We start from the raw sequence: 25684 nt of genomic DNA on the forward strand, positions 1-25684 counted from the left end.
GCGGGCGGGATGACGCAGAATTTCATGGACAAATCGGCATTCCGCCGGATGACTGGAGGCAAGTCTTTGAAATTCCGGGGGACCCGATGACCATTGCCGCCATGTTCCAGACGCGCGCCCGGCGCGCCGTTCTGCCCGCGCTCGCCGCGCTCATGATCGCGGCGGCGCCGCAGCCGTCGCAGGCCGGCGTGACCGCGTTCAAGCAGGCGGTGGCGGAAGGCGCGTCGCGCGAGGACGGCCTCGCGGCGCACTACCGCGCAACCGGGTTCGAGCCGATCTGGACCGCGCAGACCCCGCTCGGGCTCGCGCGGCGGCAGGCCCTGATGCAGGCCATCACCGAGGCGCCCGCCCATGGCCTTCCGGCGAGCCGCTATGATGCCGACGGGCTGTTGGCGCGTATGAAGGCCGCGCGCACGCCGCGCGACCTTGGCCTTGTCGAGATCGAATTGTCACGTGTTTTCCTGCGCTTGGCGCATGATCTTCATACCGGCATGCTGACGCCGTCGCGCGTGGTCGAGGATATCGTGCGGGAGATTCCGCTGCGCAGCGACGAGGAGCTCCTAACAAGTTTCGCCGCAAGCGATGGCCCGCCTGCCGGCTTCTTCCGTGGCCTCACGCCGAAATCGGGCGAATACGGCCGCCTCATCCGGGAAAAGCAGCGGCTCGAGCGGCTTCTGGACGCGGGCGGCTGGGGGCCGACAGTTCCCGCGGCCTCGCTCGCGCCGGGCCAGAGCGGCGCGGCCGTGGTCGCGTTGCGCAACCGGCTGATGCGCATGGGCTATCTCGAGCGGACGGCGTCGGCCACCTATGACATCGCGATGCAGCAGGCAGTGCAGGCTTTCCAGGCGGCGCATGGACTTGTCGCCGATGGCACGGCGGGCGCGAGCACCATGACCGAGATTAACCGCCCCATCTCGGACCGCCTGCCGATGATCCATGTCGCGATGGAGCGCGAGCGCTGGCTCAACAAGCCGCGCGGCAAGAGGCATGTTCTGGTGAACCTCGCCGATTTCACCGCCCGCATCATGGATGATGATCGCCTCACCTTCGAGACGCGCGCCGTGATCGGCAAGGACACGGCGGGCCAGCGCAGTCCGGAGTTCTCGGATGTGATGGAATACATGGAGATCAATCCCGTCTGGCATGTGCCGCGCTCGATCACCGTCAAGGAATACCTGCCGCAGATGCAGCGCAATCGCGGCGCGGCGAGCCATCTGAAGCTCTTCAATTCGCGCGGGCAGGAAGTGAGCCGCGCCAACGTGAATTTCAATGCCTACACGGCGCGGACCTTCCCCTTCGCGCTCAAGCAGCCGCCTTCGGACCGCAATGCGCTGGGGCTGGTGAAGTTCATGTTCCCGAACAAGTACAACATCTACCTTCACGACACGCCGTCCAAGGATCTCTTCAACCGCAATGTGCGTGCCTTCAGCCACGGGTGCATCCGGCTTCAGCAGCCCTTCGACTTCGCCTACGAGCTGCTCGCGCCGCAGCAAGCCGACGCCAAGGGCTATTTCGACCGCATCCTGAATTCGGGCCGCCAGACGCGGGTCGATCTGGAAGAGGAGGTGCCGGTGCATATCATCTACCGCACCGCGACCGTGCCCGCCAAAGGCCCCGTGCAGTATCGCCCCGACATCTACGGGCGCGATGCGCGGATCTGGGAGGCCCTGCAACAGGCAGGGGTTTCGCTGCCCGCCATTCAGGGATAGATATCGCCGCGCCAGGCCGAGAGATCGCTGAAGGGGTGCGTGCATGTCCTATACAATCGCGGAAATCGCAAAGGCGCTCGGCGCCAAGGCATTGGGAGACGGAGCTATTTCCGTAACGGCCCTGGCCGAGCCTGCGGATGCCGGGCCGGACCAGCTCGCGCTCGCGACCAAGCCCGAATATGCCGAGGCGCTGCCCAAGGGGCGCGCTCGCGCCGCGCTGATCTGGGAGGGGGCCGATTGGCAGGCGCTGGGGCTCGAGGCCGCCATCGTGGCGCCGCGCCCGCGCTATGCCATGTCGGGCCTGACCGCGATGATGGATCTGGGCGAGGGTTGGGGCGAGGGCATCCACCCCTCGGCGGTGATCCACGAGAGCGCGGTGCTGGGCGAGGGCGTGCATGTCGGCCCGCTGACGGTGATCGGAGCGGGGGCCAGCATCGGCGCGGGCACGCGGATCGGGCCGCAGGTCAGCATCGGCGCGGACGCGCGGATCGCCGAGGGCGGGCTCATTCGCGAGGGGGCGCGCATCGCGGCCCGCGTCCGTATCGGCGCGCGCGTCATCCTCAATCCCGGCGCGGTGATCGGCGGCGACGGCTTCAGCTTCGTCACGCCCGAGAAATCGGGCGTCGAGTCGGTGCGCGAGACGCTCGGCGATCAGGGCGATGCGGCCGCGCAATCCTATGTGCGCATTCACAGCCTCGGCTCCGTGCGGCTCGGCGATGATGTCGAGGTGGGCGCCAATGCCGCCATCGACCGCGGCACGGTGCGCGACACGGTGATCGGCGATCGCACCAAGATCGACACGCTCGTCATGGTCGCGCATAACGTGGTCGTCGGCACCGACACGCTCCTGTGCGGCCTCGTCGGCATCGCGGGCTCGACGCGGATCGGCAACAATGTCGTGCTCGCGGGACAGGTCGGCGTGGGCGACAATCTTTTCGTGGGCGACAACGTGATCGCGGGCGGCGGCACCAAGATCCTCAGCAACGTGCCGGCGGGGCGCGTGATCCTCGGCTATCCGGCGATGAAGATGGACGCGCATATCGACATGTACAAGAATCTGCGCCGCCTCGGCAGGCTGGTGGCGGATGTCGCACAGCTCAAGAAATCTGTTTCAAAGGACGGGCAGAGTGACTAAATCCATGCCAGCATCCGAGGAGGGCCGGGATATGAGCATACCCGATCGCGTCATCGCCATCATCGCCGAGCAGGCGATGCTCGAGCCTTCGGATGTGACGCTCGACTCGACCCTCGAGGATCTTGGTGTCGACAGTCTCGGCCTCGTGGAGAGCATCTTCGCCATCGAGGAAGCCTTCGACATCAACGTGCCTTTCAACGCCAACGAGCCGACGGCGGGCGATTTCGACATCTCCACGGTCGGCTCCATCGTGGCCAATGTGCAGCGCCTGGTGGCCGAGCAGTCGTGAAGCGGGTGGTCATCACCGGCGCCGGCACGATCAACGCGCTGGGGCGGGACGTGCCCTCGACCCTTGCCGCGATGCGCGAGGGGCGCTGCGGGATCGGCCCGCTCGAGATCCGCGATGTCGAGCGGCTTGGCATCCAGATCGGCGGGCAGATCAAGGATTACGATCCCGAGACCGCTTTCGCGCGGCAGGACCTCGCGCTCTATGACCGTTTCACGCAATTCGCGCTGATCGCCGCGCGCGAGGCGATCGGGCAATCGGGCATCGAATTCACCGAGGAGCTGTCGCTCCGCGCGGGCGTGATCCTCGGCAATTCCGGCGGCGGCATGACCACAACGGACGAGAATTACCGCGCCGTCTACGAGGAGGGGAAGAACCGCGTTCATCCTCTTGTGGTGCCGAAGCTGATGAACAACGCGGCGGCGGGCCACGTGTCGATGACATGGGGTCTGCGCGGCCCCAGCTTCACGGTCTCTTCGGCCTGCGCCTCCTCGAATCACGCGATGGCGCAGGCGTTCCAGATGGTTCAGAGCGGCATGGCGCCGGTGATGGTCACCGGCGGCTCCGAGGCGATGCTCTGCTTCGGCGGCGTGAAGGCCTGGGAAGGGCTGCGTGTCATGTCCAAGGATGGCTGCCGGCCCTTCTCGGCGAACCGCAACGGCATGGTGCAGGGCGAGGGCGCGGGCATCTTCGTGTTCGAGGAATTGGAGCACGCCCGCGCGCGCGGTGCCGAGATACTGGCCGAGATCGCGGGCTACGCGATGGGCTCGGACGCGTCCGACATCGTGATGCCCTCGCGCGAAGGGGCGGCGCGCACCATCGCGGGCGCGCTCGCCAATGCACGCATCGCCCCCGAGGAGATCGGTTATATCAACGCCCACGGCACGGGGACGACCGCGAACGACCGCACCGAATGCGGCGCCGTGGCCGATGCGTTCGGCGCGCATGCCGCGCGGCTCATGATCTCGTCGACGAAATCCATGCACGGGCATCTGATCGGCGGCACCGGCGCGGTCGAGCTTCTGGCCTGCATCATGGCCCTGCGCGACGGCGTGATCGCGCCCACCATCGGCTACGCCGAACCCGATCCCGACTGTCCGTTGGATGTCGTCCCGAACGAGGCCCGTGAGGCCCGTGTCGATGCGGCGCTCAGCAATGCCTTCGCCTTCGGCGGCCTCAATGCGGTGATCGCGCTGCGGCGGGCTGTCTAGCCGGGCATTGCCGGCAGGCCGGGGTCCGTCGCGCGGATCTGGGGCAGGGCGGACAGCTTGTCCCACCAACGGCAGAGATTGGGATGACCTTTGAGCGCCGCGCGCCCTTCGACGGCGCGCAGGAAGTAGTCGATCATGGGCGCCAAATGGCAATCGGCGAGGGTGATATCGCGCCCGCCGAGCACATGGCCCTCGCCCGCGATGGCATCGAGCGCCGAGAGCACGGGGCGCGCGGCGGCCAACCCCTCGGCGATCTGTGCCTCATCCGGCGCGCCGCCCTCGAGCGGCTGAAACACCCGCTGCGCGAAGACTTGGCGCACCATCGGCCAATAGCCGTAGCTGTCGACGATGCTCATGACCTGCTCCATCCGCGCATGGGCCTCGGCGGCGGCGGGATGCAGGGGCGGTCCATCGAACGCCCGGTCGATATAGGAGCCGATCGCACGCGTCTCGAAAATGCGGAACGCGCCATGCACGAGCACCGGCACCCGGCCGAACGGGTGGAGCGCCAGATAGGCCGGATCCGGCGCATCGAAAGGATCGACCTCCACGGTCTCGTAGTCGAGTCCCTTGCATTCCAGCGCGATGCGCACCGCGCGGGTATAGACGCTGTAGCGATAGCCGTGCAGCACGATCCCGCGATCCATCGGCGCCTCTCCCATCATGATGCGCGCAAGGATAACTAGGGCAGGGGCCACCGCAACGAAAAAGGGCGCGCCACTCGGCGCGCCCTTCGCTCCGCTGACAAAGCGTCGCTTACTCGGTAAATTCGCCCACGGCCTCATAGCCTGCGGTGAAGCCACTCAGCGAGACGTTGATGCGCACCTTCTGGTCTGGCGCCTGCGCCGGGACCAGCGTGATCTGCGCCGTGGCGCCGCGCTTGAACTGGTCGACATCGGCCTGCGTCAGGCCCATCTGCGCGACGCAGCCGGCCTCGGTGCAGACGCGGTAGGGATAGCTCTTGGCGGTGCCGCCATCGACCGACAGCTTCAGCTCCTCGGTCAGCAGCGTGACCAGCGGCACGATCGCCGTCGCACCCGCCACGGCAGGCTCCTGACCCTCGATGCGGAAGACGCTGAACTCGGCCACGGGATTGCCGCCTTCCTCGCGCAGCAACTGGTAAAGCTGGCAGGGGTCTTCGCCATCGGGGTTGCGGAAGCAGCGCAGGTTCCAATCGCCGAACTGCTCCTTGACATAGACGGGCGGCTCCTCGTCCGAGACTTCGCGGCCCGTCGAGAAGGCGTTGCCCGCGCCATCGGCCGCGGCATCCTCGCCCGCCTCGGCCTCGGTGCCTTCGGCGGCTTCGGTGCTCTCCGCGCCCTCGGGAGCGGCATCGGTGGCCGTCTCCGCCGCGGTTTCGGCGGCGCTGTCGGCTTCGGGCTCTACGGCCGTGTCCTGCGCCATCGCGGCGCCCGCGAGGCCCAGAGCGGCGGCAAGGGTCAGGATGGAAATCGAGTTGGGCATAATGTCCCCTTCATGCTTGAAGTTTCCCGGATCACTCCGGGCGTCCCGGCGCATCTAACATGACGCGCGGGCACTGTCAGGGCCAAATTTCGCGGCGCCGTCCGCCTCATAGCGGATTTCCGCAAGCGCGCTCGGAGCAGGGACAAAACCCGGCACGAAGCCTCTGCGCATAGAAAAAGGGGCCGGCTGGCCCCTTCTTCCGTGATCTCCCTGCCGGACTTGGCCGACTTAATAATTGCAGTGAACGCTACGACAGCGGAGAATCGTCGTCAACAGTCAAAATAAGGCAGCTTTCCGACATGATTGCCGGCCGGAGAAATGCGCGCCACGGTGGCCCGAAAAAAGGCCGCACTCACAACGAGCGCGGCCAGTCTGACAGGGAGGACATGGCCCCGCCGCAAGGAGGACATGCGCGCGGGGACGAATTTGATACTGGCGGGGAAAGGTTAAGATTGTATGGTCACGCGGCGCGGTTTTTGAGCCGCGCGGCGATTTGGGGGATCGAGACGCATGACGGGCAGCATTTTCATCGGCGGCGGCGGGCCGGACTATTCCGAGGCGCAGCGCCTCGCTCTGAAATACGCCAATCGTCACGGGCTGATCGCCGGGGCCACGGGCACGGGCAAGACGGTGACCTTGCAGATCCTGGCCGAGGGTTTTTCCGCCGCCGGCGTGCCGGTCTTCCTGTCGGACGTGAAGGGCGATCTCTCGGGTCTCGCCGAAGCCGGGAGCGAGAGCTTCAAGCTGCACGGCGCCTTCACCAGCCGCGCCGAGAAGATCGGCCTCGCGGATTACGGCTATGACGCCTTTCCCGTCACCTTCTGGGACCTCTTCGGGGAACAGGGCCACCCCGTGCGCACCACGCTGGCCGAGATGGGGCCGCTTCTCCTCAGCCGCCTGATGGAGCTCAGCGAGGCGCAGGAGGGTGTCATGAACATCGCCTTTCGCGTCGCCGACGAGGAGGGCATGCCGCTCCTCGATCTCAAGGACCTTCAGGCGCTGCTGGTCTGGGTGGGCGAGAACCGCGATGCGCTGTCGCTGCGCTACGGCAATGTCTCGACGCAGTCCGTGGGCGCGATCCAGCGCCAGCTGATGGTGCTCGAGAACCAGGGCGGCGCCGAACTTTTCGGAGAACCGGCGCTCGAGCTGGGTGATCTGATGCATGTCGGCGCGGACGGGCGCGGGCAGATCAACATCCTCGCGGCGGACAAGCTGATGGGCTCGCCCCGGCTCTATGCCACCTTCCTTCTGTGGCTGCTCTCCGAGCTTTTCGAGACGCTGCCCGAGGTGGGCGATCCGGACAAGCCCAAGCTCGTCTTTTTCTTCGACGAGGCGCATCTGCTCTTCGACGATGCGCCCAAGGCGTTGGTCGACAAGGTCGAGCAGGTGGCGCGGCTCATCCGCTCCAAGGGCGTCGGCATCTATTTCATCACGCAGAACCCCGATGACGTGCCCGAGGATATTCTGGGCCAGCTCGGCAACCGGGTGCAGCATGCGCTGCGTGCCTTCACCGCGCGCGACCGAAAGGCGCTCAGCCGCGCCGCCGAGACCTATCGGCCCAATGCGCGTTTCGAGACGGTGGACGCGATCCGCGATGTCGGCGTGGGCGAGGCCGTGACCTCCATGCTCGAGGACAAGGGCGTGCCGGGCGTGGTCGAGCGCACGCTCATTCGTCCGCCCTCCTCGAAACTCGGGCCGATCGACGCCGCCGCGCGCCGCGCGGCGCAGGCTTCGTCCCCAGCCGCCGGAAAATACGAGACCCGCGTCGATCGCGAGTCGGCCTACGAGATGCTGAAATCGCGCGCCGAGGCCGCGGCCGCCGAGGCCGCCGAAGCCGAAGACGCCGCCGAGGCGCAATCGGTGGCGGAGCGCGAATTCAATGCCGGGCGGCGCTATTCCGGAAGCCGGACCGCACGCTCGAGCGCGCGGCGCGAGAGCGAGGGCGGTTTCGGCGAGGCGCTCACCGGCGCGCTTCTCAAGGAGCTTCAGGGGACAACCGGACGGCGTCTCGTCAGGGGCATTCTGGGCGGGCTCTTCAAAGGGCGCTGAGCCTGCATTTGAAGGTAAAGCTGGCATATTGACACGCTTGGGGCTATGATCGTCGCCGAGCAGTCAACAATCATAACCCATAAAGGGAGGCAGCCGAAATGGTCAGCCGCAAGACGACAGGCAGCAAGATGAAAAGCAAGAGCCCCAAGACGAGCCGCGCGAGCGCGATGCCGCCCAAGCCGCCCGCGCCGCTGCGCGCACAGGGCAGCGTGACGACGATGGTGCCGAAGCCCCCGCTCGCCGTCGCCAAGGCAGCACCCGCGCAAGGCGGCGCGAAGAGTGCGCCCCAAGCTGTTGAAAAGACGAATGTAAGACCTGCCAAGCCTGCCCAGGCGACGGACGAGGCGGGTGCCGAGCAGCTCAAGAAGCAGGAGCTGATCTCGCTCGTAGTCGAGCGTTCGGGCGTCGCCAAGAAGCATGCGAAACCCGTCATCGAAGCCATGCTCGAGGTTCTGGGCGCCTCTCTCGCCGAGGGGCGCGAGCTGAACCTTCAACCGATGGGCAAGATCAAGCGCAAGCGCGTGAAGGAAACGCCGCAAGCCCGCGTCATCGTTGCGAATATCCGCCAGCCTTCGGCGGCGGTCGCGAGCATTCCCGCAGGCGTCGCCACCGCGGCGAGCATACCCGACGCCGCCATCGACACCTCCACCGCGCCGCTGCGTCATCCGCTGAAAGAAGCGGTTGCAGAGGGCAGCGACTGACGCTAGAAACCCATCCCAAGGGTGATTAGCTCAGTGGTAGAGCGCTTCGTTCACATCGAAGATGTCAGGAGTTCAAATCTCTTATCACCCACCATCTTTCACTGGCACTCCAGTCGCAGCGGCGCCCCGATCGGGCGCCGTTTCGCGTTGGGGCGCCGGGACTTTTTCGCAAGGCGACGCGCATGCATCTGCCTGACTGGCCCCCGATCTGGTTCCTGCGGCATGGCGAGACCGAATGGAACCTCGCCGGGCGCATTCAGGGGCGGCGTGACTCGCCGCTGACCGCAAGGGGCCGCGCGCAGGCAAGCCGGGCTGATCGCGCCCGCCTTGGCGCAGGTCTTGGCCGGGCCGGGCGGCATCTATGTCTCGCCGCTCGGACGCGCGCGCGAAACGGCGGCCATCGCCTTGCCCGGCACGCCCGCCGTCGTCGACCCGCGCCTCGCCGAGATCGACACGGGCGCCTGGGAGGGCCGCCTCAAATCCGAGTTGCCGAAGGGCGCGAGCGATCTTGAAACCTATGCCGCCGCGCCGGGCGGCGAGGGGCTGGATGCGCTCATGATACGGGTGCGGAACTTTGCCGATGGGCTGCGCGGACCGAGCATCGTGGTGGCGCATGGCCTCTGGGGGCAGGTGCTGCGCGGGCTTGCGCAGGGTATGGCCTTCGAGGAGATGGGCGCGCAGGAGAACGGGCAGGGCTGCGTCTACCATCTCGAGGACGGCCGCGAGCGGCGGATCGGCAGCGCGACGGCTGAGTGAGTCTCCAGGCTCTTGCGCGGGGGCGCCGATGGCGCTAATCCGTGCCCAGCGGGTGGTTAGCTCAGTTGGTAGAGCGTTTCGTTTACACCGAAAATGTCGGGGGTTCGAGCCCCTCACCACCCACCATTCCACCTTATCTCAATGAGATACTGGCCAAGGTTCATGTACGCTGCTGAGCGTGCACGTCGCCGCGCGCGAAAATTTTCGATTTTCCCTCTTTCCGCAGCGGGGGCCGCGCGCTAAGCAGGTCGTGCTTCGGTCCAAGCCCGCGAGGGCGATGGATAATAGGGAACGCGGTTCGGCCATCGGCCAATTCCGCGACTGCCCCCGCAACTGTAGGCGGCGAGCGAAGCCGGAACATGTCACTGCCGCGCGTTGCGGTGGGAAGACCCGGCCAAGCTGTGACCCGCGAGTCAGGAGACCTGCCGAAGTGCTCACCCTGTCCGGACGCGGGGCGCGTCATGGGCAACGGATCCTTCCGTTGTGGTGGCATCCTCGCCGCCTGCGGAAGCCACGCGCTTCTCCGCATGCTCATTCAAAGACGCAAGGCGCGCCCGAAATAGGGTGCGTTCGGAGACAGACCATGAAGACCAGACTTCTCGCCACCACGATTCTCGCCGGCGCGGCGGCCCACGCCGCCGGCCATGCCGAGGCCCAGCAGACATTCGACCTCGGCACCATCGTGCTTTCGAGCAGCCTCTCGCCTGTCGAGCGCGGCCGCACCGGCGCCACGGTCGAGGTGCTGGAGGGCGATGATGCGGGCGGCAACGACACGACCGTGCTCGATGCGCTGACGCGTCTGCCGGGCGTCACCTCTGTCTCGAATGGCGGCCTCGGAGCGTCCGCGGGCATCTTCATTCGTGGCCTGCCGTCGCGCTATGTGGGCGTGCAGATCAACGGGATCGACGTGGCCGACCCGTCCGGCACGCAGAACCAGTTCAACTTCGGCGGTCTCACGGCAGCGGGTGTCGAGCGGGTCGAAGTGCTCAAGGGCTCGCAATCGGCGCTCTACGGCTCGGAGGCGATCGGTGGCGTCATCAACATCACCACGTATCGCCCTGAAAAACTGGGCTATTCAGGCGCGGCGCAAGTCGAGGCCGGAAGCTTCGACACTTACTCCGGATCGCTGAGCGGCGGCTACAAGTCCGAGCGCGGCTTCGTTGCGCTCACCTATGGGCGCGTCGAGTCGGAGGGTATTTCGGCCCAGAGCTTCAACACCGAGAAGGACGGCTTCGAGCAGAGCACGTTGACCGGCAGCGCCGAATTCGACGCGACCGAGACCCTGACCATCGGCGGCTCGGTGCTCTATCGCGAAGGCGATATCGAGATCGACCGCAGCCGTTTTTCGAACAACGCAACCGGCGAGATTTCGACCGAGGAACTCGGCGCGCGCGTCTTCGCCACGCTTGAGACGGGCGCGGTGACGCATACGCTCAGCTACAGCTATTTCGACATCGACCGGAAGGATCCGACCGGCGGGACCACCCGCTTCGAAGGCGAGCGCCGCACGCTGTCCTATCTCGGCAGTGCCGAACTCGGCGCGCGCACGGTGCTGAATATCGGGGCGGAGCGCACGGACGAAGATATAGACTCGGGCACGACCGTCGGCTCGGAAGACAACTCCGCGGCGACGGCCGAGCTGCTGTTCAGCCCGACCGAGCAAATCGATCTTTCGGCGGCGCTGCGCTATGATGACAACTCGAGCTTCGGCGGCGAGACCACCGGCCGCGTCGCCGCCGTCTGGCGCCCCGTGGAAGATCTGGCCTTCCGCGCCGTCGTCGGGACCGGTTACCGCGCCCCATCGCTTTTCGAGCGGTTCAGCAGTTTCGGCGATCCGGCCCTTCAGCCCGAGAAGAGCATCAGCTACGAGCTGGGCGCCGAGAAGACCTATGGCGAGGCCGGCTTCATCAAGGCGACCCTGTTCTACACTGATATCGACGATCTGATCGATTTCGACGGCGCCGCGACGGCCTGCGGCAGCGGGTTCGGCTGCTACAACCAGGTTCCCGGCACCACGACGTCGAAAGGCATCGAGCTGTCGGGCGAGGTCGCGCTCACGGACGCGCTTCGCCTCTTTGGCGCCTACACCTATACCGATGCCGAGACCGAGGGCGCGCGCCTGACCCGCACGCCCAAGCATGACGCCGTGATCGGCCTCGGCGCCGACTTCACCGAGCGGTTCGCGGGATATGTCGATATCCGCCACGTCGCCGATATCGTTCCGAGCGCCTTCGCACCGGCGAACAACAAGGTGGGCGATTACACGCTGGTCGGTGCCGGGGTGAGCTATGATCTCAGCGACAATGCCGAGATCTACCTGCGGCTCGAGAACCTCTTCGACGAGGATTATGAGACCGCGGGCGGCTTCAACCAGCCGGGCCGGGCGGCCTATGTGGGGCTTCGTGCGTCTTTCTGAGCGCATAAGAACGCTGGCCGCGTCCGCCTGCCTGGCGGGCGCGGATCTGGCCTTTGCAGGCGCGGCGATGGCCGCGCCCGAGAGAGTCGTGTCGATCAATCTCTGCACCGATCAGCTTGCGATGCTGCTCGCGGGCGAGGGGCAGCTTCTGTCGGTCAGCCGCATCGCGCTCGACCGGCGCGTCTCGCCCATGGCGGATGAGGCGGCGGGTTATGCGATCAATGCGGGCCGCGCCGAGGAGGTGCATGTGATGCGCCCCGATCTGGTGGTCGCGGGCAGCTATACCTCGCGCGAGACGGTCGCGATGCTGCGCCGCCTCGGCATCGAGGTTATCCAGTTCGACATCACCCGCTCGCTCGAGGATGTGCGCGCGCGCATTCTCGAGATGGGCGCGGCGCTCGGGCGGCAGAAGGCCGCCGAAGAGATGGTCGCGCGCTTCGACGCCGATCTCGCCGAGCTGCGCGCGGGCGCGCGTGTCGGCGGCGGCGATCCGCGCGCGGCGCTTTACTATGCCAATGGTTATACCTCGGGCGAGCAGTCGCTCGCCGACGACATCCTCGCCGCCGCCGGTCTGCGCAACGCGCCCGCCGAAGCGGGGTACGACTGGGGCAAACTGCCGCTTGAAATCCTCGCGATGCTGGACCCCGAGCTCGTCATCACCACGCGGCGCTATCCGGGCGGCAGCCGCGCCGAAGAGGTCATGGATCATCCGGTCGTCACCGGGCTGAGCGGGCAGGCGGCCAGCGCCGCCATGACGGATCAGGACTGGGTCTGCGGCACCCCCTTCGTGCTGCGCGCCATTTCCGACATGGCCGAGGCGCGGCGTGCGCTCAAGGCGCGCATGGCGGGCACGGCCGCAGGTGGCCCCGGCGGATGAGCCGCCTGATGGCGCCCCTCGCGCTGGCGGTTCTGGCGCTGTTCGCGGCCTCGCTGCTGATCGGGCCGGCGAGCCTTGGTCTGGGCGAGATGATCGCTGCGCTCTGGCAGGGGGGCGATGGCCCCGCCGCGATGGTGATGCGCGAGATTCGCCTGCCGCGCGCGATCCTCGCCGCGATGATCGGCGCGAGCCTCGGCCTCGCCGGGGCGGCGATGCAGGGCTATCTGCGCAATCCGCTCGCCGAGCCGGGTCTCATCGGCGTGTCGGGGTCGGCGGCGCTCGGCGCGGTGCTGGCGATCCAGACGGGGCTGGCGGCGAGCTTCGCGCTCGGCCTGCCGCTCGCGGCCCTTGCCGGTGCGCTGATCGGCGTCGTTCTGGTGATGGCGCTGGCGGGGCCGCGCGGCGGGGCGCTGACGCTCATCCTCGCGGGGATCGCGATATCGGCGCTGGCGGGTGCGCTCACCTCCTTGGTGCTGAACCTCTCGCCCAATCCCTTCGCCGCGAACGAGATCGTCTTCTGGATGATGGGCTCGCTCTCGGACCGCTCGATGGTGCATGTCTGGCTGGCGCTGCCGCTGATGGCGGTGGGCTGGGTCCTGCTCGGAACGCTGGGGCGCGGCCTCGATGCGCTGACATTGGGCGAGGACGCGGCCGCCGCGATGGGCATCAGCCTCGGGGCGATGCGCGCGGTGCTGGTGGTCGGCACGGCCTGCGTCGTCGGGGCGGGAACGGCGGTCGCGGGGGCCATCGGCTTCGTCGGGCTGGTCGTGCCGCATATCCTGCGCCCCCTTGTCGGCGCGCGCCCCTCGCGGCTCCTCTGGGCGTCGGCGCTCGGCGGCGCGATCATGCTCCTCGCCGCCGATATCGCGGTGCGCCTCATCTTGCCGTCGCAGGACCTGAAACTCGGCGTTCTGACCGCGATCGTCGGCGCGCCCGTCTTCCTGCATCTCATCTTCAAGACGCGGAAGGACGGGATATGAGCCTTCTGAGCCTCGAGCGGTTCGGCGTCGCCCTGCGCGGGCGCGAGATCTTCCGCGATGTGGATCTGACCATCGCGCCGGGCGAATTCGTGGGCCTGATCGGTCCGAACGGCGCGGGCAAGACGACGCTCATGCGCGCGGCGCTGGGTCTGATCGCAGCCGAGGGCCGCAGCAGTCTTGCCGAGATGGCGCCGCGTTTGCGGGCCAAGGCCGCCGCCTGGATGCCTCAGGCGCGCGAGATCGCCTGGCCCGTCAGCGTCGAGACGCTGGTGATGCTGGGCCGCGTACCTCATTTGGGCGCAGGCCAACGCGCCACCGCCGAGGATCATGCCGCGACGGATGCCGCGATCGAGCGGATGGGCCTTGCGCCTTTGCGCCAGCGGGCCGCGACCCGGCTTTCGGGCGGCGAGGCCGCGCGCGCGCTCATCGCGCGGGCCCTTGCGCAGGAAACCCCGCTTCTTATGGCGGACGAGCCGACGGCGGGCCTCGATCCCGCGCATCAGATTTCCACGATGGAGACGTTCGCGGCGCTGGCCGCGCAGGGCAAATCCTGCCTCGTCTCGCTCCATGATCTGGGCCTCGCGGTGCGCCATTGCACGCGCCTCGTGCTGCTCGCGCCGGGCGGCGGCCTCGTTGCGGATGGCGCGCCCGCCGAAGTGCTGACGCCCGAGCGGCTCGATGCGGTCTTCGGCATCGAGGCGGCGTGGCGCGACGGCGAGGGTGGGCCGATCTTCCAGCCCATGAGGGTCACGCGGTGAGCGGCCTCACGCTCGACGCGCCCTGGCTCGAATTCGATCTCGGAACCGAGATGCGCGTGCTGAGCTGGGCGATCAACCGCCCCGGCCTCGTCACCGCGCGGCGCATCCTCTGGCGCGAGGTGCGAAACGCGGACCTTCCCGCGGATCTCGACGTGCACAGGTGGCTGAAGGACGCGCTGGAGTCACGCGGCGCGCGCGATGCGGTGGCGTTCCTCACCTCGCGCGACATCGCCTGCCATCATGTAGCGCGCGCCGAGGTCGAGGGGATGCGCGCCACCGCCGTTGCCACAGTAGGCCTCTCCAATGCCGAGCGGATCGGGACGCGGATGGACCGCAGCGGGCAGGACTGGGGCACGATCAACATCGCGCTGCGGCTCGAGCCGGGACAGGGCGCCATGGCGGGCGCGGGCCTCAGCGATGCCGCCTTGATCGAGGCGCTCGCCCTCGCGGCCTCGGCGCGCACGGCGGCGGTGATGGAGGCGGGGTTCGATCTGCCCACAGGGCGGGCCACGGGAACGGGCACGGATTGCATCGCCGTCGCCGCGCCGGCGGGCACGATCGGCTATGCGGGCATGCACACCGCGCTCGGCGAAGCGGCTGGGCGGGCGGTGCACGAGGCGACCGCGCGAGGCGCCGAGGAATGGATGCGCACTGTGCGGCGCACGCTCTGATCCAAGCGGTCCGAGCAATTCGAAATTAGCTGAAACTCGCGCTTGACGCGTCCCGCGGTGCCGACTAAAGACGTGCCATCGCGGGACGGCTCACGCCCTCGCGCGATTGCAGTGGGCGGTTGTAGCTCAGTTGGTTAGAGTACCGGCCTGTCACGCCGGGGGTCGCGGGTTCGAGCCCCGTCAACCGCGCCACCGCTGCTTTTCTTCACGACATGGATGGTGTGTTTTCGGGCCTGTCCCGGCGCTTTTTGCGCGCCGTGTCGGCATGCAGGGGCCTTTGGAAAAATTCGCGCGCCGGCGCCGAAATCCGCGTTTTTACCCATTGACGCCCCCGCGCGGCTCCACTACTCCACACCCCACGCGCGGTTGTAGCTCAGTTGGTTAGAGTACCGGCCTGTCACGCCGGGGGTCGCGGGTTCGAGCCCCGTCAACCGCGCCACTTTCCCCTTGCATACCTCTTCATGGCTTGAGGCCACGATGCGTCACGGGGTCGGGCGTCAGCGCGTCCGGCCAGCCCCAGATGCGCTCGGCCGTGTAAAGAGCGACGCATATCCCGATGATCGCAAAGACGAATTTGACGCGTCCCCAGCTCGGCGGGTTTTGCGCCCATCGCGCCATGCGCATGAGCCAGCGGGTATTCATGCCTCGACCTCTCGACGCGTCTTGCGCGAAACCCGATCCCGCGCGGCGCGTTTGCTGCCATGTGCCGCAGCCCGCGTTCCGGGCCCGGCCCTTGCCATTTGCGCCGCAGTCTATGACATAAGGTGCCACTGTCACGCGAAAATGCCCGGAGGCGGCCTTGCCCACCCATTCCGAAACCCGAAAGCTTCCCTATAGCGCTCAGCAGATGTTCGATCTGGTCGCGGATGTGGGCGATTATCCAAAATTCCTGCCCTGGACCGCCGCCGCGCGTGTGCGCAGCCGGACCGAGCAGCCTGATGGGAGCGAGGTCATGGAGGCCGATCTCGTCATCAGCTTCAAGGTCTTTCGCGAGAAATTCGCAAGCCGCGTGGTGCTCTATCCCGAGGATATGAAGATCGACACCGAATATCTCGACGGGCCGTTCAAGCACATGGTCTCGAACTGGAAATTCACCGACACGGAAGAGGGCTGCACAGTCGATTTCCACGTGGATTTCGAGTTTCGCAACCGCATCCTGCAATCGGCGGCGGGGCTGTTCTTCTACGAGGCGATGCAACGCATCGTGCGCGCCTTCGAGCGCCGCGCGCGCGAGCTTTATGGCTAGGCGAGCGCGCCCAGCATCAGGGCGATCGCATGATCCGTCGCCGCCTGGCGCACCTCGGCCCGGCCGAGCGCGCCGAAATCCTGCATCTCGGTCCTGACCGGCGCGCCCTTGCGGGCGATCCCGAAACAGACGCGGCCCTCGGGCTTCGCGTCGCTGCCACCCGGGCCCGCGATGCCGGTAATGGAAACGGCCAGATCCGCGCGCGACGCGGCGAGCGCGCCCGAGGCCATTTCGGCGGCCACTTCGACGCTCACCGCGCCATGGGCCGCGAGCGTTGTCTCGGCAACGCCCAGAAGCTCAATCTTGGCCGCGTTGGAATAGGTGACGAAACCGCGCTCGACCACGTCCGAGCTGCCGGGCATCGCGGTCAGCGCCGCCATCACCATCCCGCCCGTGCAGCTTTCAGCGGCGGCGATCCTCACGCCCTGCGCCCGGGCGCGCTCGAGAAGCGCCTCGGCGCTCATGCCGCCATCACCCCATGCGCGAGCGCCGCGAGGGCGATGACGCCCAAGGCCGCCAGAATGCCCGCGATCACGTCATCCAACATCACGCCGAAGGGCGTATGCTTGCGGTCCGCCCAGCCGACGGGGCCGGGCTTCCAGATATCGAAGAGGCGGAAGAGCACGAAGGCCGCGATCCAGCCGGGCCAGAGCGCGAAGATCGACGCGCCGACATGCCACGCCCCGAAGGAGAGCGGCAAAAGCGCGATCCACTGGCCGATCACCTCATCGATGACAATATGCGAGGGGTCGTGATCGTCCGCGCCGCGCGTCATTTGAATCGTGGCCCAGACACCTTTGGCGAAGCCCACGATAATGGCGATGAGCAAGAGCCACGGCCCGCCGATCAGGTGCAGCGCGGCCCCGAGGGGCAGGGCCGCCGCCGATCCCCAAGTACCGGGGGCAGGGCGCAGATAGCCGATGCCGCCCACCGTCGCGATGAGCTGCGCGATCCTCATTGCGCCACCAGAAGGACGCTCGCCATGGCCGCAATGCCCTCCTCGCGTCCGGTGAAGCCGAGCCGCTCGGATGTGGTGGCCTTGACGGAAATACGCGTGATCCCGGTGCCCGTGATCTCGGCCAGCGCGCCGCGCATCGCCTCGGCATGGGGGCCGATCTTGGGCCACTCGCAGACGAGCGTGATGTCGATGTTGCCGATGCCGAAGCCCATCTCGCGCGCCAGCGCGACCGCATGGCGCAGAAATACATGGCTTTCGGCGCCCTTCCACTGCGGCTCGCTCGGCGGGAAATGGCGGCCGATATCGCCCATGGCGAGCGCGCCGTAGATCGCGTCGCAAAGCGCGTGAAGGCCCACATCGGCGTCCGAATGGCCCTGAAGCCCCCGCTCATGCGGGATCGCCACGCCGCAGAGCATGACGTGATCGCCCTCGCCGAACCGGTGAACGTCGTAGCCGGAGCCGATGCGAATATCCATCTTGCCTCTCAGAATGGCCTCGGCCCGCGCGAAATCGGGGGGATGCGTGATCTTGAGATTGTCCTCATCGCCCGGCACGATCACCACGTCAAGCCCGGCCGCCCGCGCCACTTCGACATCGTCGGCGGCCTCGCCGTCATATGCGCGATGCGCGGCGAGGATATCCGCGAAATCGAAACCCTGCGGTGTCTGCGCGCGCCAGAGCCCGCTGCGATCCGCCGTGCCGGTGACGCGGCCCGCCTCCCCGGTCCAGAGCGCATCGGTCACAGCAAGCGCGGGCGCCGCCGCCCGCGCGCCGTCCTCGAGCGCGCCGAGCACGCGGCCTATGAGCGCAGCGCTCACGCAGGGCCGGGCGACGTCGTGGATCAGCACGCGGGTGCAGCCCGTCTCCTCCAGCGCCTCGAGTCCGGCGCGCACCGAAGCGGCCCGGCTCGCGCCGCCTTGCGTCGTCCGCACGCCCTCCGGCGCGGAATAGGCTTCGATATCATCGGGATGCAGGGCGATCATGATGTTTTGCACGTCGGGCTGCGTCCGGAATCGCTCGACCGTCCAGTCGATCACGCGCCTTCCCGCGAGGGGCTGCCACTGCTTGGGCAGATCGCCGCCCGCGCGGGTGCCGCGTCCTGCGGCGACTATCAAAACGGCACATGTCATGCCAATCACGCTATCGCGCCGCGCCGCAGCATGCAATTCATTGCAGTGGCCCGCCGCGCCCGCTAAGACTGTAGCGTCATGGGGACACAGCCAATGCCGCGCACCGACAGGGTTCTGCCACCGCGCCTCGAGATCGGGGGGCTTTCACTCGGCTCGCCGGTGCTGCTCGCGCCGCTGGCCGGGATCACCGATCTGCCGTTTCGCAGCCTCGTGACGAGCTTCGGCGCGGGCCTCGTCGTGAGCGAGATGATCGCGAGCCAGGAGATGGTGCAGGCCAAGCCTTCTGCGCGCGGTAAGGCCGAGCTCGGGCTGGGCGCCGAGGCGACCTCCGTTCAGCTTGCCGGGTGCGAGCCGCACTGGATGGCCGAGGCCGCGCGGATGGTCGAGGCGCAGGGCGCGCGTCTCATCGACATCAACATGGGCTGTCCGGCCAAGAAAGTGACCCGCGCCGCCGGCTCCGGCGCGGCGGGCTCGGCACTGATGCGCGAGCCGGATCTGGCGCAGCGCCTGATCGAGGCCGTCGCGGGCGCCGTGTCGGTTCCCGTGACGCTCAAGATGCGGCTCGGCTGGGACGACGCGCAGCGCAACGCGCCGCTTTTGGCGCGGATGGCCGAAGACGCGGGCGTCGCCATGATCACCGTGCATGGGCGCACGCGCTGCCAGTTCTACAAGGGTGCCGCGGACTGGGCGGCGATCCGCGAGGTGCGGGACGCCGTGTCGATCCCCGTGATCGCCAATGGCGACATCACCTGCGCCGGGACGGCGCGCCGCGCGCTGGCGGCCTCGGGCGCCGATGGCGTGATGGTGGGGCGCGGGGCGCAGGGCCGTCCTTGGGTGCTGGCCGAGATCGCGCATCGCATCGCAGGTCTGCCCGCGCCGAAAATTCCCGAAGGTGGTGCTTTTATCGACATGATTGCAAGGCATTACGAGGCGATGCTCAACTTCTACGGCAAGGAACTGGGCGCCCGCGTCGCGCGCAAGCATTTGGGCTGGTATCTGGACGAGGCCGCGCCGGAATTGCGCCGTGCGGTTCTGACGTCACCAAACCCGGACAAGGTTCTGCGCCTGCTGCCGCGCGCCGTGCAAAGCCGCTTCGAGGTGGCCGCATGAGCGGGCCCGAGGCGTCGCTCGAGGGCGCGCTCTGGGCGGCGCTGCCCGTGCCCGCGCTGATCGTCGATGCCGAGGACCGCGCCTGCCGCGTCAATCCCGCCGCCGAAGCCTTCCTGAACAGCTCGGCGCGCAGCCTCGCGGGCCAGCCCGTCTGGGAGGTGCTCGATCTCGACACGCCGATCGCCGCCGCCTTCGAGCGCGCGCGGCAAGGCGGCGGGCCGCTTTTCGTGGCCGATATCGGCATCGGCGCGGGGGGGCGCGCGGCGGTGCAATGCAGCCTTCAGGCCGCGCCCGCGCCGGAAGGCGGCGGCGCGATGCTCATGCTGATTACGCCGCGCGCCCTTTCGGGGCAGATCATGGCCGGGCGGGCCATATCGGGCCAGATGCTTCACGATCCGGGCGCGCATCCCGCCGCGCGCTCCGCCATCGGCATGGCCGAGATGCTCTCGCACGAGATCAAGAACCCGCTTGCCGGCATCACCGGGGCCGCGCAACTTCTGTCGATGAACCTCGGCCCGGAGGACCGCGAATTGACCGACCTCATCGTGAGTGAAAGCCGCCGCATCGCCGCGCTGCTCAGCCAGGTCGAAAGCTACGGAAATCTCGCGCCGCCGCGCCTCGCTCCGGTCAATGTGCATGACGTTCTGCGCCGCGCGCGTCGAAGCGCATCGCTCGGCCTCGCCTCCGACATGCGGATAGAGGAGGCCTATGATCCGTCCTTGCCCGAGGCATGGGCCGATGCGGACATGCTGCTTCAGGTTCTTCAGAACCTTATCAAGAACGCGGCGGAAGCGGCCGGCGGCGCGGGCGGCACGATCACCCTGCGCAGCAGTTTCGAGCAGGGCGCGCGCCGGAGGGCCGAGGATGGCATCCCCGCCGCGCTGCCGCTTCATATCGAGGTGATCGACGACGGGCCGGGCGTGCCCGAGGAGCTGAAGGCGAGCCTTTTCGAGCCCTTCGTGTCGGGCCGCGAGAACGGCACCGGCCTTGGCCTCGCGCTCGCCGCGCGCATCGTCGCGGTGCATGGCGGCTGGATCACCGCGCAATCGCAGCCGGGGCGCACGGTTTTTCGCGTCTCGCTGCCGCTCGCGCCGCGCGGGAGGGCCGTCTGATGGATGGAACCGTTCTCATCGCGGATGACGACCGCACCATCCGCACGGTTCTGAGCCAGGCGCTCACGCGTGCGGGCTGCAAGGTGCACGCGACCTCGAGCCTCACGACCCTCATGCGCTGGATCGGCGAAGGGATGGGCGATGCCGTGATTTCGGACGTGGTCATGCCCGACGGAAACGGCCTCGAGATGCTGCCGCGCATCGCCGAGACGCGGCCGGGGCTGCCGGTCATCATCATCTCGGCGCAGAACACCGTGATGACCGCCATCCGCGCCGCCGAGGCCGAGGCCTGGGATTATCTGCCCAAACCCTTCGATCTGCCCGACCTCATGTCGCGCACGGCCCGCGCGCTCGAGACGCGGCGCACGCCGCGCGCCCCCGCCGCCGAGGCGCCGCCCGAAGAGCTGCCCATCGTCGGGCAGAGCGCGCCGATGCAGGCGCTTTTCCGTGTGCTGGCGCGGGTGATCGACAGCGATCTGTCGCTCTGGATCGCGGGCGAGCAGGGGACGGGCAAATCGCTCACCGCGCGCGTCGTGCATGATGTCTCGCGCCGCCGGGGGCGGCCCTTCCTGGCCGCCGGGCCTGCCGATCTGGCCGATGACGCCGCGCCCGCGCGGCTTCTCGCGGAGGCGAAGGGCGGCACGATCGTTCTCGAAGGCGTGCAGGATTTCAGCGATGCCGCACAATTGCGGGCGCTGTCGCTCGTCGATGCGGCGGCGCGGGGCGGGGACGCGCCGCGCGTCATCGCCACCGCGCAGACGGGCGGCAATCTGCGGGGGGATCTCTATTACCGCCTTGCGGGCGCCGCCATCGACATCCCGCCGCTCAGGGCGCGCAAGGGCGACATGTCGCTGCTCGCCACGCATTTCCTCTATCTGGCCGAGGAGGCCGGCGCACCCGCGCGGCGCCTTGCGCCCGAGGCGCTCGAGGCGCTCGAGGCGCATGACTGGCCGGGGAACCTGCGCGAGCTCGAGAACGCGATGCGCCGCCTCGCGCTGTCCGCGCGCGTGCCGGTGATCGCGCGCAGCGAGGTCGACGCGCTTTTGGCGAGCCATGCCGCCAGTCCGGCCGCCGCGCCCGCCCCGGGCGGCGAGACGCTGCCCGATGCCATCGCCGAGCATCTGCAACGCTATTTCGATCTGCATGGGCAGGACTTGCCGCCCGCGGGCCTCTACGCGCGCGTCCTGCGCGAGATGGAGGCGCCGCTGTTGCGCATCGCGCTCGATGCGGTGGGCGGAAATCAGGCGAAATGCGCCGATTTGCTCGGGATCAATCGAAATACCCTCCGGAAAAAGATCACCGATCTGGATATTGAGGTGACACGCCGCCGCAAGTTGATGTAAAAGCGCAACAGACCTGTGGCGCAAATGGAAGGCGAGCCTTCCCGGCCACAAGATATGGTGGGCGCCGCAGGAATGGCGCCGATGCGCTGGGGGGTGCAAGTGGCCGCAAGGACACGCAAAATGGGCTGGGAACGTCTGTCGCGCCTGCGTCGGGCCAAGCGTTTCCAGACCGTCGCGACCCTCGGCCTCGTCAGTCTCGGCCCTGTCCTGGCCCTTGTGACCTTCCTTGTGATGGGCCCGCTCGATCAGGGCGCACAGTCGAACGTGCTGCGCATCGTGCTTCTGGCCGACCTCGTCTATGTCATCGCCGTCGCCGCGCTCGTGCTGCAACGCGTCGTGCAGATGATCTCGGCGCGGCGCTCGCAGAGCGCGGGCTCGCGGCTCCATCTGCGTCTGACGGGTGTCTTCGCGATCATGGCGCTTTTGCCGACGATCACCGTCGCCGTCTTCGCCACGCTGTCGGTCAACATGGGGCTAGAGGCGTGGTTTTCGGACCGGGTCGGGCGGGTGGTGAGCAATTCCGTCGCCGCCGCCGAGGCCTATGAGGACGAGCATCGCCGCGATCTCATCATCGACGCGCAGGCCGTGGCGCGGTTTCTGGAGGACGTCAAGCAGCGCAGCGTCTTTCTCGATGATGGCGACATTAGGCAGATCCTTTCCGAAGGGCAGCGCGAGATCCAGCGCGGGCTGCGCGAGGCGTTCGTGATCGACGGCAGCGGCGAGATCCGCGCGCGGGGCGAGTCGTCCTATCTCTTCGATTACGAAGAGCCCTCCGCCGAGACGCTGGCCGAGGCGCGGCGCGACGGCCTGCTGGTCATTCAGGACTGGGACAACAACGAGTTTCGCGCGCTCATCCCGCTCGAAGGCTTCGCGGACCGCTATCTTTATGTCAGCCGCAATGTGGACGGCGATATCCTGAACCTTCTGGACGAGACCAAGGAAACCGCCAATTTCTATCAGCAGCGCGAGAGCGAGCGGGGCCGCGTCCTGTTCGAGTTCGGGCTGCTCTATCTCGGATTCGCCGTGATCCTGATCCTCGCCGCCGTCTGGCTGGGGCTGTGGTTCGCCGAGCGCCTCGCGCGCCCCGTGGGCCGCCTGACCAGCGCGGCGCAGCGCATCGGGGCGGGGGATCTTGATGTGCAGGTCCGCGAGGAAGAGGGCGACGACGAGATCGCGCAGCTCAGCACCTTCTTCAACCAGATGACGCGCCAGCTCAAAGGCCAGCGCGCGGCGCTTTTGTCAAATACCGAGCAGATCGAGCGGCGGCGCCGCCTCTTCGACTCGGTTCTGGGGTCCGTCTCGTCGGGCGTCGTCGGCCTCGATGCGAAGGGGCGCGTGACCTTCGTGAACCGCGCCGCGGAAAAGCTGCTCGACTGGCAGGAGGATCGGCAATCGGTCGATCTGTCGGTCGCCGTGCCGGAATTCGCCGAGCTTTTCGCGCGGCTGCGCAAAAGCGCGGGCGGCTTCGTGCAGGACGAGATCCGCGTGACGCGCGGCGGCGCGCAGGAAAGCCTTCTGGTGCGCATGTCCACCCGCCGCACCGACAAGGGCAAGCGCGAGGGCTATGTGGTGGCCTTCGACGATGTGACCGACCTCGTGAGCGCGCAGCGCATGGCCGCATGGGGCGATGTCGCGCGCCGCATCGCGCATGAGATCAAGAACCCGCTCACACCCATCAAGCTCTCGGCCGAGCGCACGCAGCGCAAGTTCTCAAAGCTGCTGGCCGAGGAGGACGCCGAGTCGCTCAAGCAGCTCACCGGCGTCATCGTGCGCCAGACGGACGATCTGCGCCGCATCGTGGACGAATTCAGCAAGTTCGCCCGCATGCCCGAACCCGAGCGCAAGCCCGAAAGCCTCACGCGGCTTTTGCGCGAAGCGGTGCTGCTTCAGGAGGCCGGCCAGCCCGAGGTGCGCATCGAGACCGATCTCGACGCGGCGCCGCTCTGGGCGGATGTGGATGCGACGATGATCAGCCAGGCGCTCACCAATCTGATCAAGAACGCGGGCGAAGCCACGGAAACACTTGTCGAAAAGGGCCTTGCGCCCGAAGGCTATCAGCCCGTGATCCGTGTGCGGAGCAGCCATGCGGACGGGCGCGCGGAACTGACGATTTCGGACAACGGCACGGGCCTTCCCGAAGATCGCTCGCGCCTCTTCGAGCCTTATGTGACGACGCGCGACAAGGGCACGGGCCTCGGTCTGCCGATCGTCAAGAAGATCATCGAAGAGCATGGCGGCACGCTCAGTCTCGTGGATGCCGCCCCCTTCGAGGAGGGCGCGCATCCGGGCGCCATGGCCGTCATACGGCTGGATTTGACCGAAATGATTTCAGAGCAGGAAAGCGCCGACAAGGCGGTGGGAGCATGACACGCATGAGCGACATTCTGATCGTTGACGACGAGCGGGACATCCGCGAGCTGATTTCGGACATCCTCGAGGACGAGGGGTTCGCCACCCGGCTCGCCGGCAATTCCGACGAGGCGATGGCCGCCATCGCCGCCGAGCAGCCGGGCCTTCTGATCCTCGATATCTGGCTGAAAGACAGCAACATGGATGGCATCGACATCCTGAAGGCGGTCAAGCGTGATTATCCCGAGGTGCCGGTCGTCATCATTTCGGGCCACGGAAATATCGAGATCGCCGTCGCCGCGATCAAGCAGGGCGCTTATGATTTCATCGAGAAGCCCTTCAACATCGACCAGCTCATGGTGGTCATCCGCCGCGGCATGGAGACGAGCCGCCTGCGCCGCGAGAATTCCTCGCTCAAGCGCCGCGAGACGACGCCCGCCGACATGCTGGGCGACAGCGCCGTCTTCCGCGCTCTGCTGGGCCAGCTCGACAAGGTGACGCGCTCGAACGGGCGGGTGATGCTCTCGGGGCCGGCGGGTTCGGGCAAGGAACTGGCCGCGCGCTATATCCACGTCAATTCCAACCGCTCCGGCGCACCCTTCGTCACCGCGCCCTGTGCATCGATCGAGGCGGAGCGCATGGAAGAGGTGCTTTTCGGACGCGAGAGCGAGGAAAAGGGCATCGAGCCGGGTCTGCTCGAGGAGGCCAATGGCGGCGTCATCTATTTCGACGAGGTGGCCGACATGCCGCCCGGCACGCAGTCCAAGATCCTGCGCGTGCTGGTCGATCAGCAATTCCTGCGCGTCGGTGGCTCCGACAAGGTGCAGGTGGATCTGCGGGTGATATCCTCCACCTCGCGCGATCTCGAACATGAGATCGCCGAGGGGCGCTTCCGGCGGGAGCTCTTTCATCGTCTCAACGTGGTGCCGATCGCCGTGCCGGCGCTCGAGGAGCGGCGCGACGACATTCCGCTCCTGACCGAGTATTTCATCGAGATGCTGAACAAGACCCAGGGCCTGCCCCTGCGCAAGCTGGGCGCGGAGGCGCGCGCGCAGCTTCAGACCATGTCCTGGCCCGGCAATGTGCGCCAGCTTCGCAACGTGGTCGAGCGTGTGCTGATCCTCGGCGACGGCTCTGGCGAGATCGAGGCGCGCGAGCTGCCCGGCGAGACGGACAGCGCGCCGGTGGATGGCCGCGTCGTCCTCTCGGGCGCGCTCGCGACGATGCCCCTGCGCGAGGCGCGCGAGGCGTTCGAGCGCGAGTACCTGCTCACCCAGATCAACCGCTATGGCGGCAATATCAGCCGCACGGCGGAATTCGTGGGAATGGAGCGCAGCGCGCTGCACCGCAAGCTGAAATCGCTGGGCGTCGTCACCTCCTCCAAGGCGGGCGCGCGGGCGGGCTGAGGGGCGCGCTGCGCCAA

At 67.7% G+C, this 25684-nt stretch carries 24 protein-coding genes, 4 tRNA genes, 1 pseudogene and 1 riboswitch; of the genes and pseudogenes, 23 read left to right on the forward strand and 6 right to left on the reverse strand.

Features of this window, described 5'->3' with window-relative positions; genetic code table 11:
• Window positions 1-86 precede the first annotated feature (86 nt).
• Genes ACGRVM_RS02325 through ACGRVM_RS02340 form a run of 4 tightly spaced genes read left to right on the forward strand, consistent with a single transcriptional unit; the run spans window position 87 to window position 4341 of the window.
• Entirely contained in the window at window positions 87-1709 is a 1623-nt protein-coding gene (locus tag ACGRVM_RS02325) for a L,D-transpeptidase family protein (protein WP_377169085.1), read from the forward strand.
• Window positions 1710-1752: 43 nt separating this feature from the next.
• The gene (gene lpxD / locus ACGRVM_RS02330) at window positions 1753-2844 is read left to right on the forward strand and encodes a UDP-3-O-(3-hydroxymyristoyl)glucosamine N-acyltransferase (RefSeq protein WP_377169083.1); all 1092 of its coding nucleotides are present in this window, start codon (window positions 1753-1755) and stop codon (window positions 2842-2844) included.
• Window positions 2845-2875: 31 nt separating this feature from the next.
• Window positions 2876-3133 carry an acyl carrier protein gene (locus ACGRVM_RS02335; RefSeq protein ID WP_377169081.1) on the forward strand — a complete coding sequence of 86 codons (258 nt, stop codon included), beginning with the start codon at window positions 2876-2878 and terminating at the stop codon, window positions 3131-3133.
• On the forward strand, window positions 3130-4341 hold the full coding sequence (locus ACGRVM_RS02340) for a beta-ketoacyl-[acyl-carrier-protein] synthase family protein (protein ID WP_377169079.1): 1212 nt from the start codon (window positions 3130-3132) through the stop codon (window positions 4339-4341). The genes ACGRVM_RS02335 and ACGRVM_RS02340 overlap by 4 nt, the downstream gene beginning before the upstream one ends.
• Here ACGRVM_RS02340 and ACGRVM_RS02345 read toward each other — a convergent pair.
• Both ACGRVM_RS02345 and ACGRVM_RS02350 read right to left on the reverse strand, forming a co-directional pair.
• On the reverse strand, window positions 4338-5006 hold the full coding sequence (locus ACGRVM_RS02345; protein ID WP_377169077.1) for a glutathione S-transferase family protein: 669 nt from the start codon (window positions 5004-5006) through the stop codon (window positions 4338-4340). The two genes, ACGRVM_RS02340 and ACGRVM_RS02345, sit on opposite strands and share 4 nt — an antisense overlap.
• 91 nt (window positions 5007-5097) lie before the next feature.
• Window positions 5098-5805 (reverse strand): invasion associated locus B family protein, encoded by a 708-nt coding sequence (locus tag ACGRVM_RS02350; RefSeq protein ID WP_377169075.1) that lies wholly within the window; start codon window positions 5803-5805, stop codon window positions 5098-5100.
• Window positions 5806-6315: 510 nt separating this feature from the next.
• Here ACGRVM_RS02350 and ACGRVM_RS02355 point away from each other — a divergent pair.
• The 13 genes and pseudogenes from ACGRVM_RS02355 to ACGRVM_RS02415 all read left to right on the forward strand — a co-directional run bounded on the left by ACGRVM_RS02355 (window position 6316) and on the right by ACGRVM_RS02415 (window position 15452).
• On the forward strand, window positions 6316-7854 hold the full coding sequence (locus tag ACGRVM_RS02355) for a helicase HerA-like domain-containing protein (RefSeq protein WP_377169073.1): 1539 nt from the start codon (window positions 6316-6318) through the stop codon (window positions 7852-7854).
• Window positions 7855-7982: 128 nt separating this feature from the next.
• Entirely contained in the window at window positions 7983-8555 is a 573-nt protein-coding gene (locus tag ACGRVM_RS02360; protein ID WP_377169071.1) for an HU family DNA-binding protein, read from the forward strand.
• Between the two features lie 19 nt (window positions 8556-8574).
• A tRNA-Val gene (locus ACGRVM_RS02365) sits at window positions 8575-8649 on the forward strand.
• Between the two features lie 88 nt (window positions 8650-8737).
• Window positions 8738-8809 (forward strand): annotated as a pseudogene (locus ACGRVM_RS02370) (histidine phosphatase family protein); the annotation flags it as partial.
• Between the two features lie 85 nt (window positions 8810-8894).
• Window positions 8895-9311 (forward strand): histidine phosphatase family protein, encoded by a 417-nt coding sequence (locus tag ACGRVM_RS02375; protein WP_377169069.1) that lies wholly within the window; start codon window positions 8895-8897, stop codon window positions 9309-9311.
• 50 nt (window positions 9312-9361) lie between these two features.
• A tRNA-Val gene (locus ACGRVM_RS02380) sits at window positions 9362-9437 on the forward strand.
• Between the two features lie 113 nt (window positions 9438-9550).
• Window positions 9551-9755, forward strand: a riboswitch (cobalamin riboswitch).
• A gap of 139 nt (window positions 9756-9894) precedes the next feature.
• Complete coding sequence (locus ACGRVM_RS02385; RefSeq protein WP_377169067.1) at window positions 9895-11727, forward strand: TonB-dependent receptor plug domain-containing protein; 1833 nt, start codon at window positions 9895-9897, stop codon at window positions 11725-11727.
• A 67-nt stretch (window positions 11728-11794) separates the two neighbouring features.
• On the forward strand, window positions 11795-12604 hold the full coding sequence (locus ACGRVM_RS02390; protein ID WP_377169065.1) for an ABC transporter substrate-binding protein: 810 nt from the start codon (window positions 11795-11797) through the stop codon (window positions 12602-12604).
• A complete protein-coding gene (locus tag ACGRVM_RS02395; RefSeq protein WP_377169063.1) occupies window positions 12601-13584 on the forward strand; it encodes a FecCD family ABC transporter permease in 984 nt (327 codons plus the stop codon). Before ACGRVM_RS02390 ends, ACGRVM_RS02395 begins: the two co-directional genes overlap by 4 nt.
• Window positions 13581-14342 carry an ABC transporter ATP-binding protein gene (locus ACGRVM_RS02400; RefSeq protein WP_377169061.1) on the forward strand — a complete coding sequence of 254 codons (762 nt, stop codon included), beginning with the start codon at window positions 13581-13583 and terminating at the stop codon, window positions 14340-14342. The genes ACGRVM_RS02395 and ACGRVM_RS02400 overlap by 4 nt, the downstream gene beginning before the upstream one ends.
• Window positions 14339-15013: an adenosylcobinamide amidohydrolase gene (locus ACGRVM_RS02405; RefSeq protein WP_377169059.1), complete on the forward strand. Its 675-nt coding sequence runs from the start codon at window positions 14339-14341 to the stop codon at window positions 15011-15013. The genes ACGRVM_RS02400 and ACGRVM_RS02405 overlap by 4 nt, the downstream gene beginning before the upstream one ends.
• 115 nt (window positions 15014-15128) lie before the next feature.
• Window positions 15129-15205, forward strand: a tRNA-Asp gene (locus ACGRVM_RS02410).
• Window positions 15206-15375: 170 nt separating this feature from the next.
• Window positions 15376-15452, forward strand: a tRNA-Asp gene (locus ACGRVM_RS02415).
• A 20-nt stretch (window positions 15453-15472) separates the two neighbouring features.
• Here ACGRVM_RS02415 and ACGRVM_RS02420 read toward each other — a convergent pair.
• Window positions 15473-15655, reverse strand: coding sequence for a hypothetical protein (locus ACGRVM_RS02420; RefSeq protein WP_377169057.1), 183 nt, complete (start codon window positions 15653-15655; stop codon window positions 15473-15475).
• 157 nt (window positions 15656-15812) lie between these two features.
• Between ACGRVM_RS02420 and ACGRVM_RS02425 the strand changes: the two genes are divergently transcribed.
• A complete protein-coding gene (locus tag ACGRVM_RS02425) occupies window positions 15813-16259 on the forward strand; it encodes a type II toxin-antitoxin system RatA family toxin (RefSeq protein ID WP_377169055.1) in 447 nt (148 codons plus the stop codon).
• Here the strand turns inward: ACGRVM_RS02425 and ACGRVM_RS02430 are convergent.
• The 3 genes from ACGRVM_RS02430 to ACGRVM_RS02440 are packed head-to-tail and all read right to left on the reverse strand — an operon-like array spanning window position 16256 to window position 18347.
• Entirely contained in the window at window positions 16256-16723 is a 468-nt protein-coding gene (locus ACGRVM_RS02430) for a CinA family protein (protein WP_377169053.1), read from the reverse strand. The genes ACGRVM_RS02425 and ACGRVM_RS02430 overlap by 4 nt on opposite strands.
• Complete coding sequence (locus ACGRVM_RS02435) at window positions 16720-17217, reverse strand: phosphatidylglycerophosphatase A family protein (protein ID WP_377169051.1); 498 nt, start codon at window positions 17215-17217, stop codon at window positions 16720-16722. Before ACGRVM_RS02435 ends, ACGRVM_RS02430 begins: the two co-directional genes overlap by 4 nt.
• Window positions 17214-18347, reverse strand: coding sequence for a bifunctional 2-C-methyl-D-erythritol 4-phosphate cytidylyltransferase/2-C-methyl-D-erythritol 2,4-cyclodiphosphate synthase (locus ACGRVM_RS02440; protein WP_377169049.1), 1134 nt, complete (start codon window positions 18345-18347; stop codon window positions 17214-17216). The genes ACGRVM_RS02435 and ACGRVM_RS02440 overlap by 4 nt, the downstream gene beginning before the upstream one ends.
• 93 nt (window positions 18348-18440) lie before the next feature.
• Between ACGRVM_RS02440 and dusB the strand changes: the two genes are divergently transcribed.
• The 5 genes from dusB (at window position 18441) to ntrX (ending at window position 25667) form a co-directional block, all read left to right on the forward strand.
• The gene (dusB, locus tag ACGRVM_RS02445) at window positions 18441-19457 is read left to right on the forward strand and encodes a tRNA dihydrouridine synthase DusB (RefSeq protein ID WP_377169047.1); all 1017 of its coding nucleotides are present in this window, start codon (window positions 18441-18443) and stop codon (window positions 19455-19457) included.
• Window positions 19454-20569: a two-component system sensor histidine kinase NtrB gene (locus ACGRVM_RS02450; protein ID WP_377169045.1), complete on the forward strand. Its 1116-nt coding sequence runs from the start codon at window positions 19454-19456 to the stop codon at window positions 20567-20569. The genes dusB and ACGRVM_RS02450 overlap by 4 nt, the downstream gene beginning before the upstream one ends.
• The gene (locus ACGRVM_RS02455; protein ID WP_377169043.1) at window positions 20569-21912 is read left to right on the forward strand and encodes a response regulator; all 1344 of its coding nucleotides are present in this window, start codon (window positions 20569-20571) and stop codon (window positions 21910-21912) included. The genes ACGRVM_RS02450 and ACGRVM_RS02455 overlap by 1 nt, the downstream gene beginning before the upstream one ends.
• 120 nt (window positions 21913-22032) lie before the next feature.
• Window positions 22033-24279, forward strand: coding sequence for a sensor histidine kinase NtrY-like (locus ACGRVM_RS02460; RefSeq protein WP_377169041.1), 2247 nt, complete (start codon window positions 22033-22035; stop codon window positions 24277-24279).
• 5 nt (window positions 24280-24284) lie between these two features.
• Window positions 24285-25667 carry a nitrogen assimilation response regulator NtrX gene (gene ntrX, locus ACGRVM_RS02465; protein ID WP_377170032.1) on the forward strand — a complete coding sequence of 461 codons (1383 nt, stop codon included), beginning with the start codon at window positions 24285-24287 and terminating at the stop codon, window positions 25665-25667.
• The last annotated feature ends 17 nt before the right edge of the window (window positions 25668-25684 follow it).

Source organism: Roseovarius aquimarinus (genome assembly GCF_043661195.1).
GTDB classification, from domain to species: Bacteria; Pseudomonadota; Alphaproteobacteria; order Rhodobacterales; family Rhodobacteraceae; genus Roseovarius; species Roseovarius aquimarinus.

Coding starts and splice junctions, on each gene's coding strand:
- ACGRVM_RS02325 (WP_377169085.1), top strand. CDS start 87: ATGACCATTGCCGCCATGTTCCAGACGCGCGCCCGGCGCGCCGTTCTG.
- lpxD (WP_377169083.1), top strand. CDS start 1,753: ATGTCCTATACAATCGCGGAAATCGCAAAGGCGCTCGGCGCCAAGGCA.
- ACGRVM_RS02335 (WP_377169081.1), top strand. CDS start 2,876: ATGAGCATACCCGATCGCGTCATCGCCATCATCGCCGAGCAGGCGATG.
- ACGRVM_RS02345 (WP_377169077.1), bottom strand. CDS start 5,006: ATGATGGGAGAGGCGCCGATGGATCGCGGGATCGTGCTGCACGGCTAT.
- ACGRVM_RS02350 (WP_377169075.1), bottom strand. CDS start 5,805: ATGCCCAACTCGATTTCCATCCTGACCCTTGCCGCCGCTCTGGGCCTC.
- ACGRVM_RS02355 (WP_377169073.1), top strand. CDS start 6,316: ATGACGGGCAGCATTTTCATCGGCGGCGGCGGGCCGGACTATTCCGAG.
- ACGRVM_RS02360 (WP_377169071.1), top strand. CDS start 7,983: ATGAAAAGCAAGAGCCCCAAGACGAGCCGCGCGAGCGCGATGCCGCCC.
- ACGRVM_RS02385 (WP_377169067.1), top strand. CDS start 9,895: ATGAAGACCAGACTTCTCGCCACCACGATTCTCGCCGGCGCGGCGGCC.
- ACGRVM_RS02390 (WP_377169065.1), top strand. CDS start 11,795: ATGGCCGCGCCCGAGAGAGTCGTGTCGATCAATCTCTGCACCGATCAG.
- ACGRVM_RS02395 (WP_377169063.1), top strand. CDS start 12,601: ATGAGCCGCCTGATGGCGCCCCTCGCGCTGGCGGTTCTGGCGCTGTTC.
- ACGRVM_RS02400 (WP_377169061.1), top strand. CDS start 13,581: ATGAGCCTTCTGAGCCTCGAGCGGTTCGGCGTCGCCCTGCGCGGGCGC.
- ACGRVM_RS02420 (WP_377169057.1), bottom strand. CDS start 15,655: ATGAATACCCGCTGGCTCATGCGCATGGCGCGATGGGCGCAAAACCCG.
- ACGRVM_RS02430 (WP_377169053.1), bottom strand. CDS start 16,723: ATGAGCGCCGAGGCGCTTCTCGAGCGCGCCCGGGCGCAGGGCGTGAGG.
- ACGRVM_RS02435 (WP_377169051.1), bottom strand. CDS start 17,217: ATGAGGATCGCGCAGCTCATCGCGACGGTGGGCGGCATCGGCTATCTG.
- ACGRVM_RS02440 (WP_377169049.1), bottom strand. CDS start 18,347: ATGACATGTGCCGTTTTGATAGTCGCCGCAGGACGCGGCACCCGCGCG.
- dusB (WP_377169047.1), top strand. CDS start 18,441: ATGCCGCGCACCGACAGGGTTCTGCCACCGCGCCTCGAGATCGGGGGG.
- ACGRVM_RS02450 (WP_377169045.1), top strand. CDS start 19,454: ATGAGCGGGCCCGAGGCGTCGCTCGAGGGCGCGCTCTGGGCGGCGCTG.
- ACGRVM_RS02455 (WP_377169043.1), top strand. CDS start 20,569: ATGGATGGAACCGTTCTCATCGCGGATGACGACCGCACCATCCGCACG.
- ACGRVM_RS02460 (WP_377169041.1), top strand. CDS start 22,033: ATGGGCTGGGAACGTCTGTCGCGCCTGCGTCGGGCCAAGCGTTTCCAG.
- ntrX (WP_377170032.1), top strand. CDS start 24,285: ATGAGCGACATTCTGATCGTTGACGACGAGCGGGACATCCGCGAGCTG.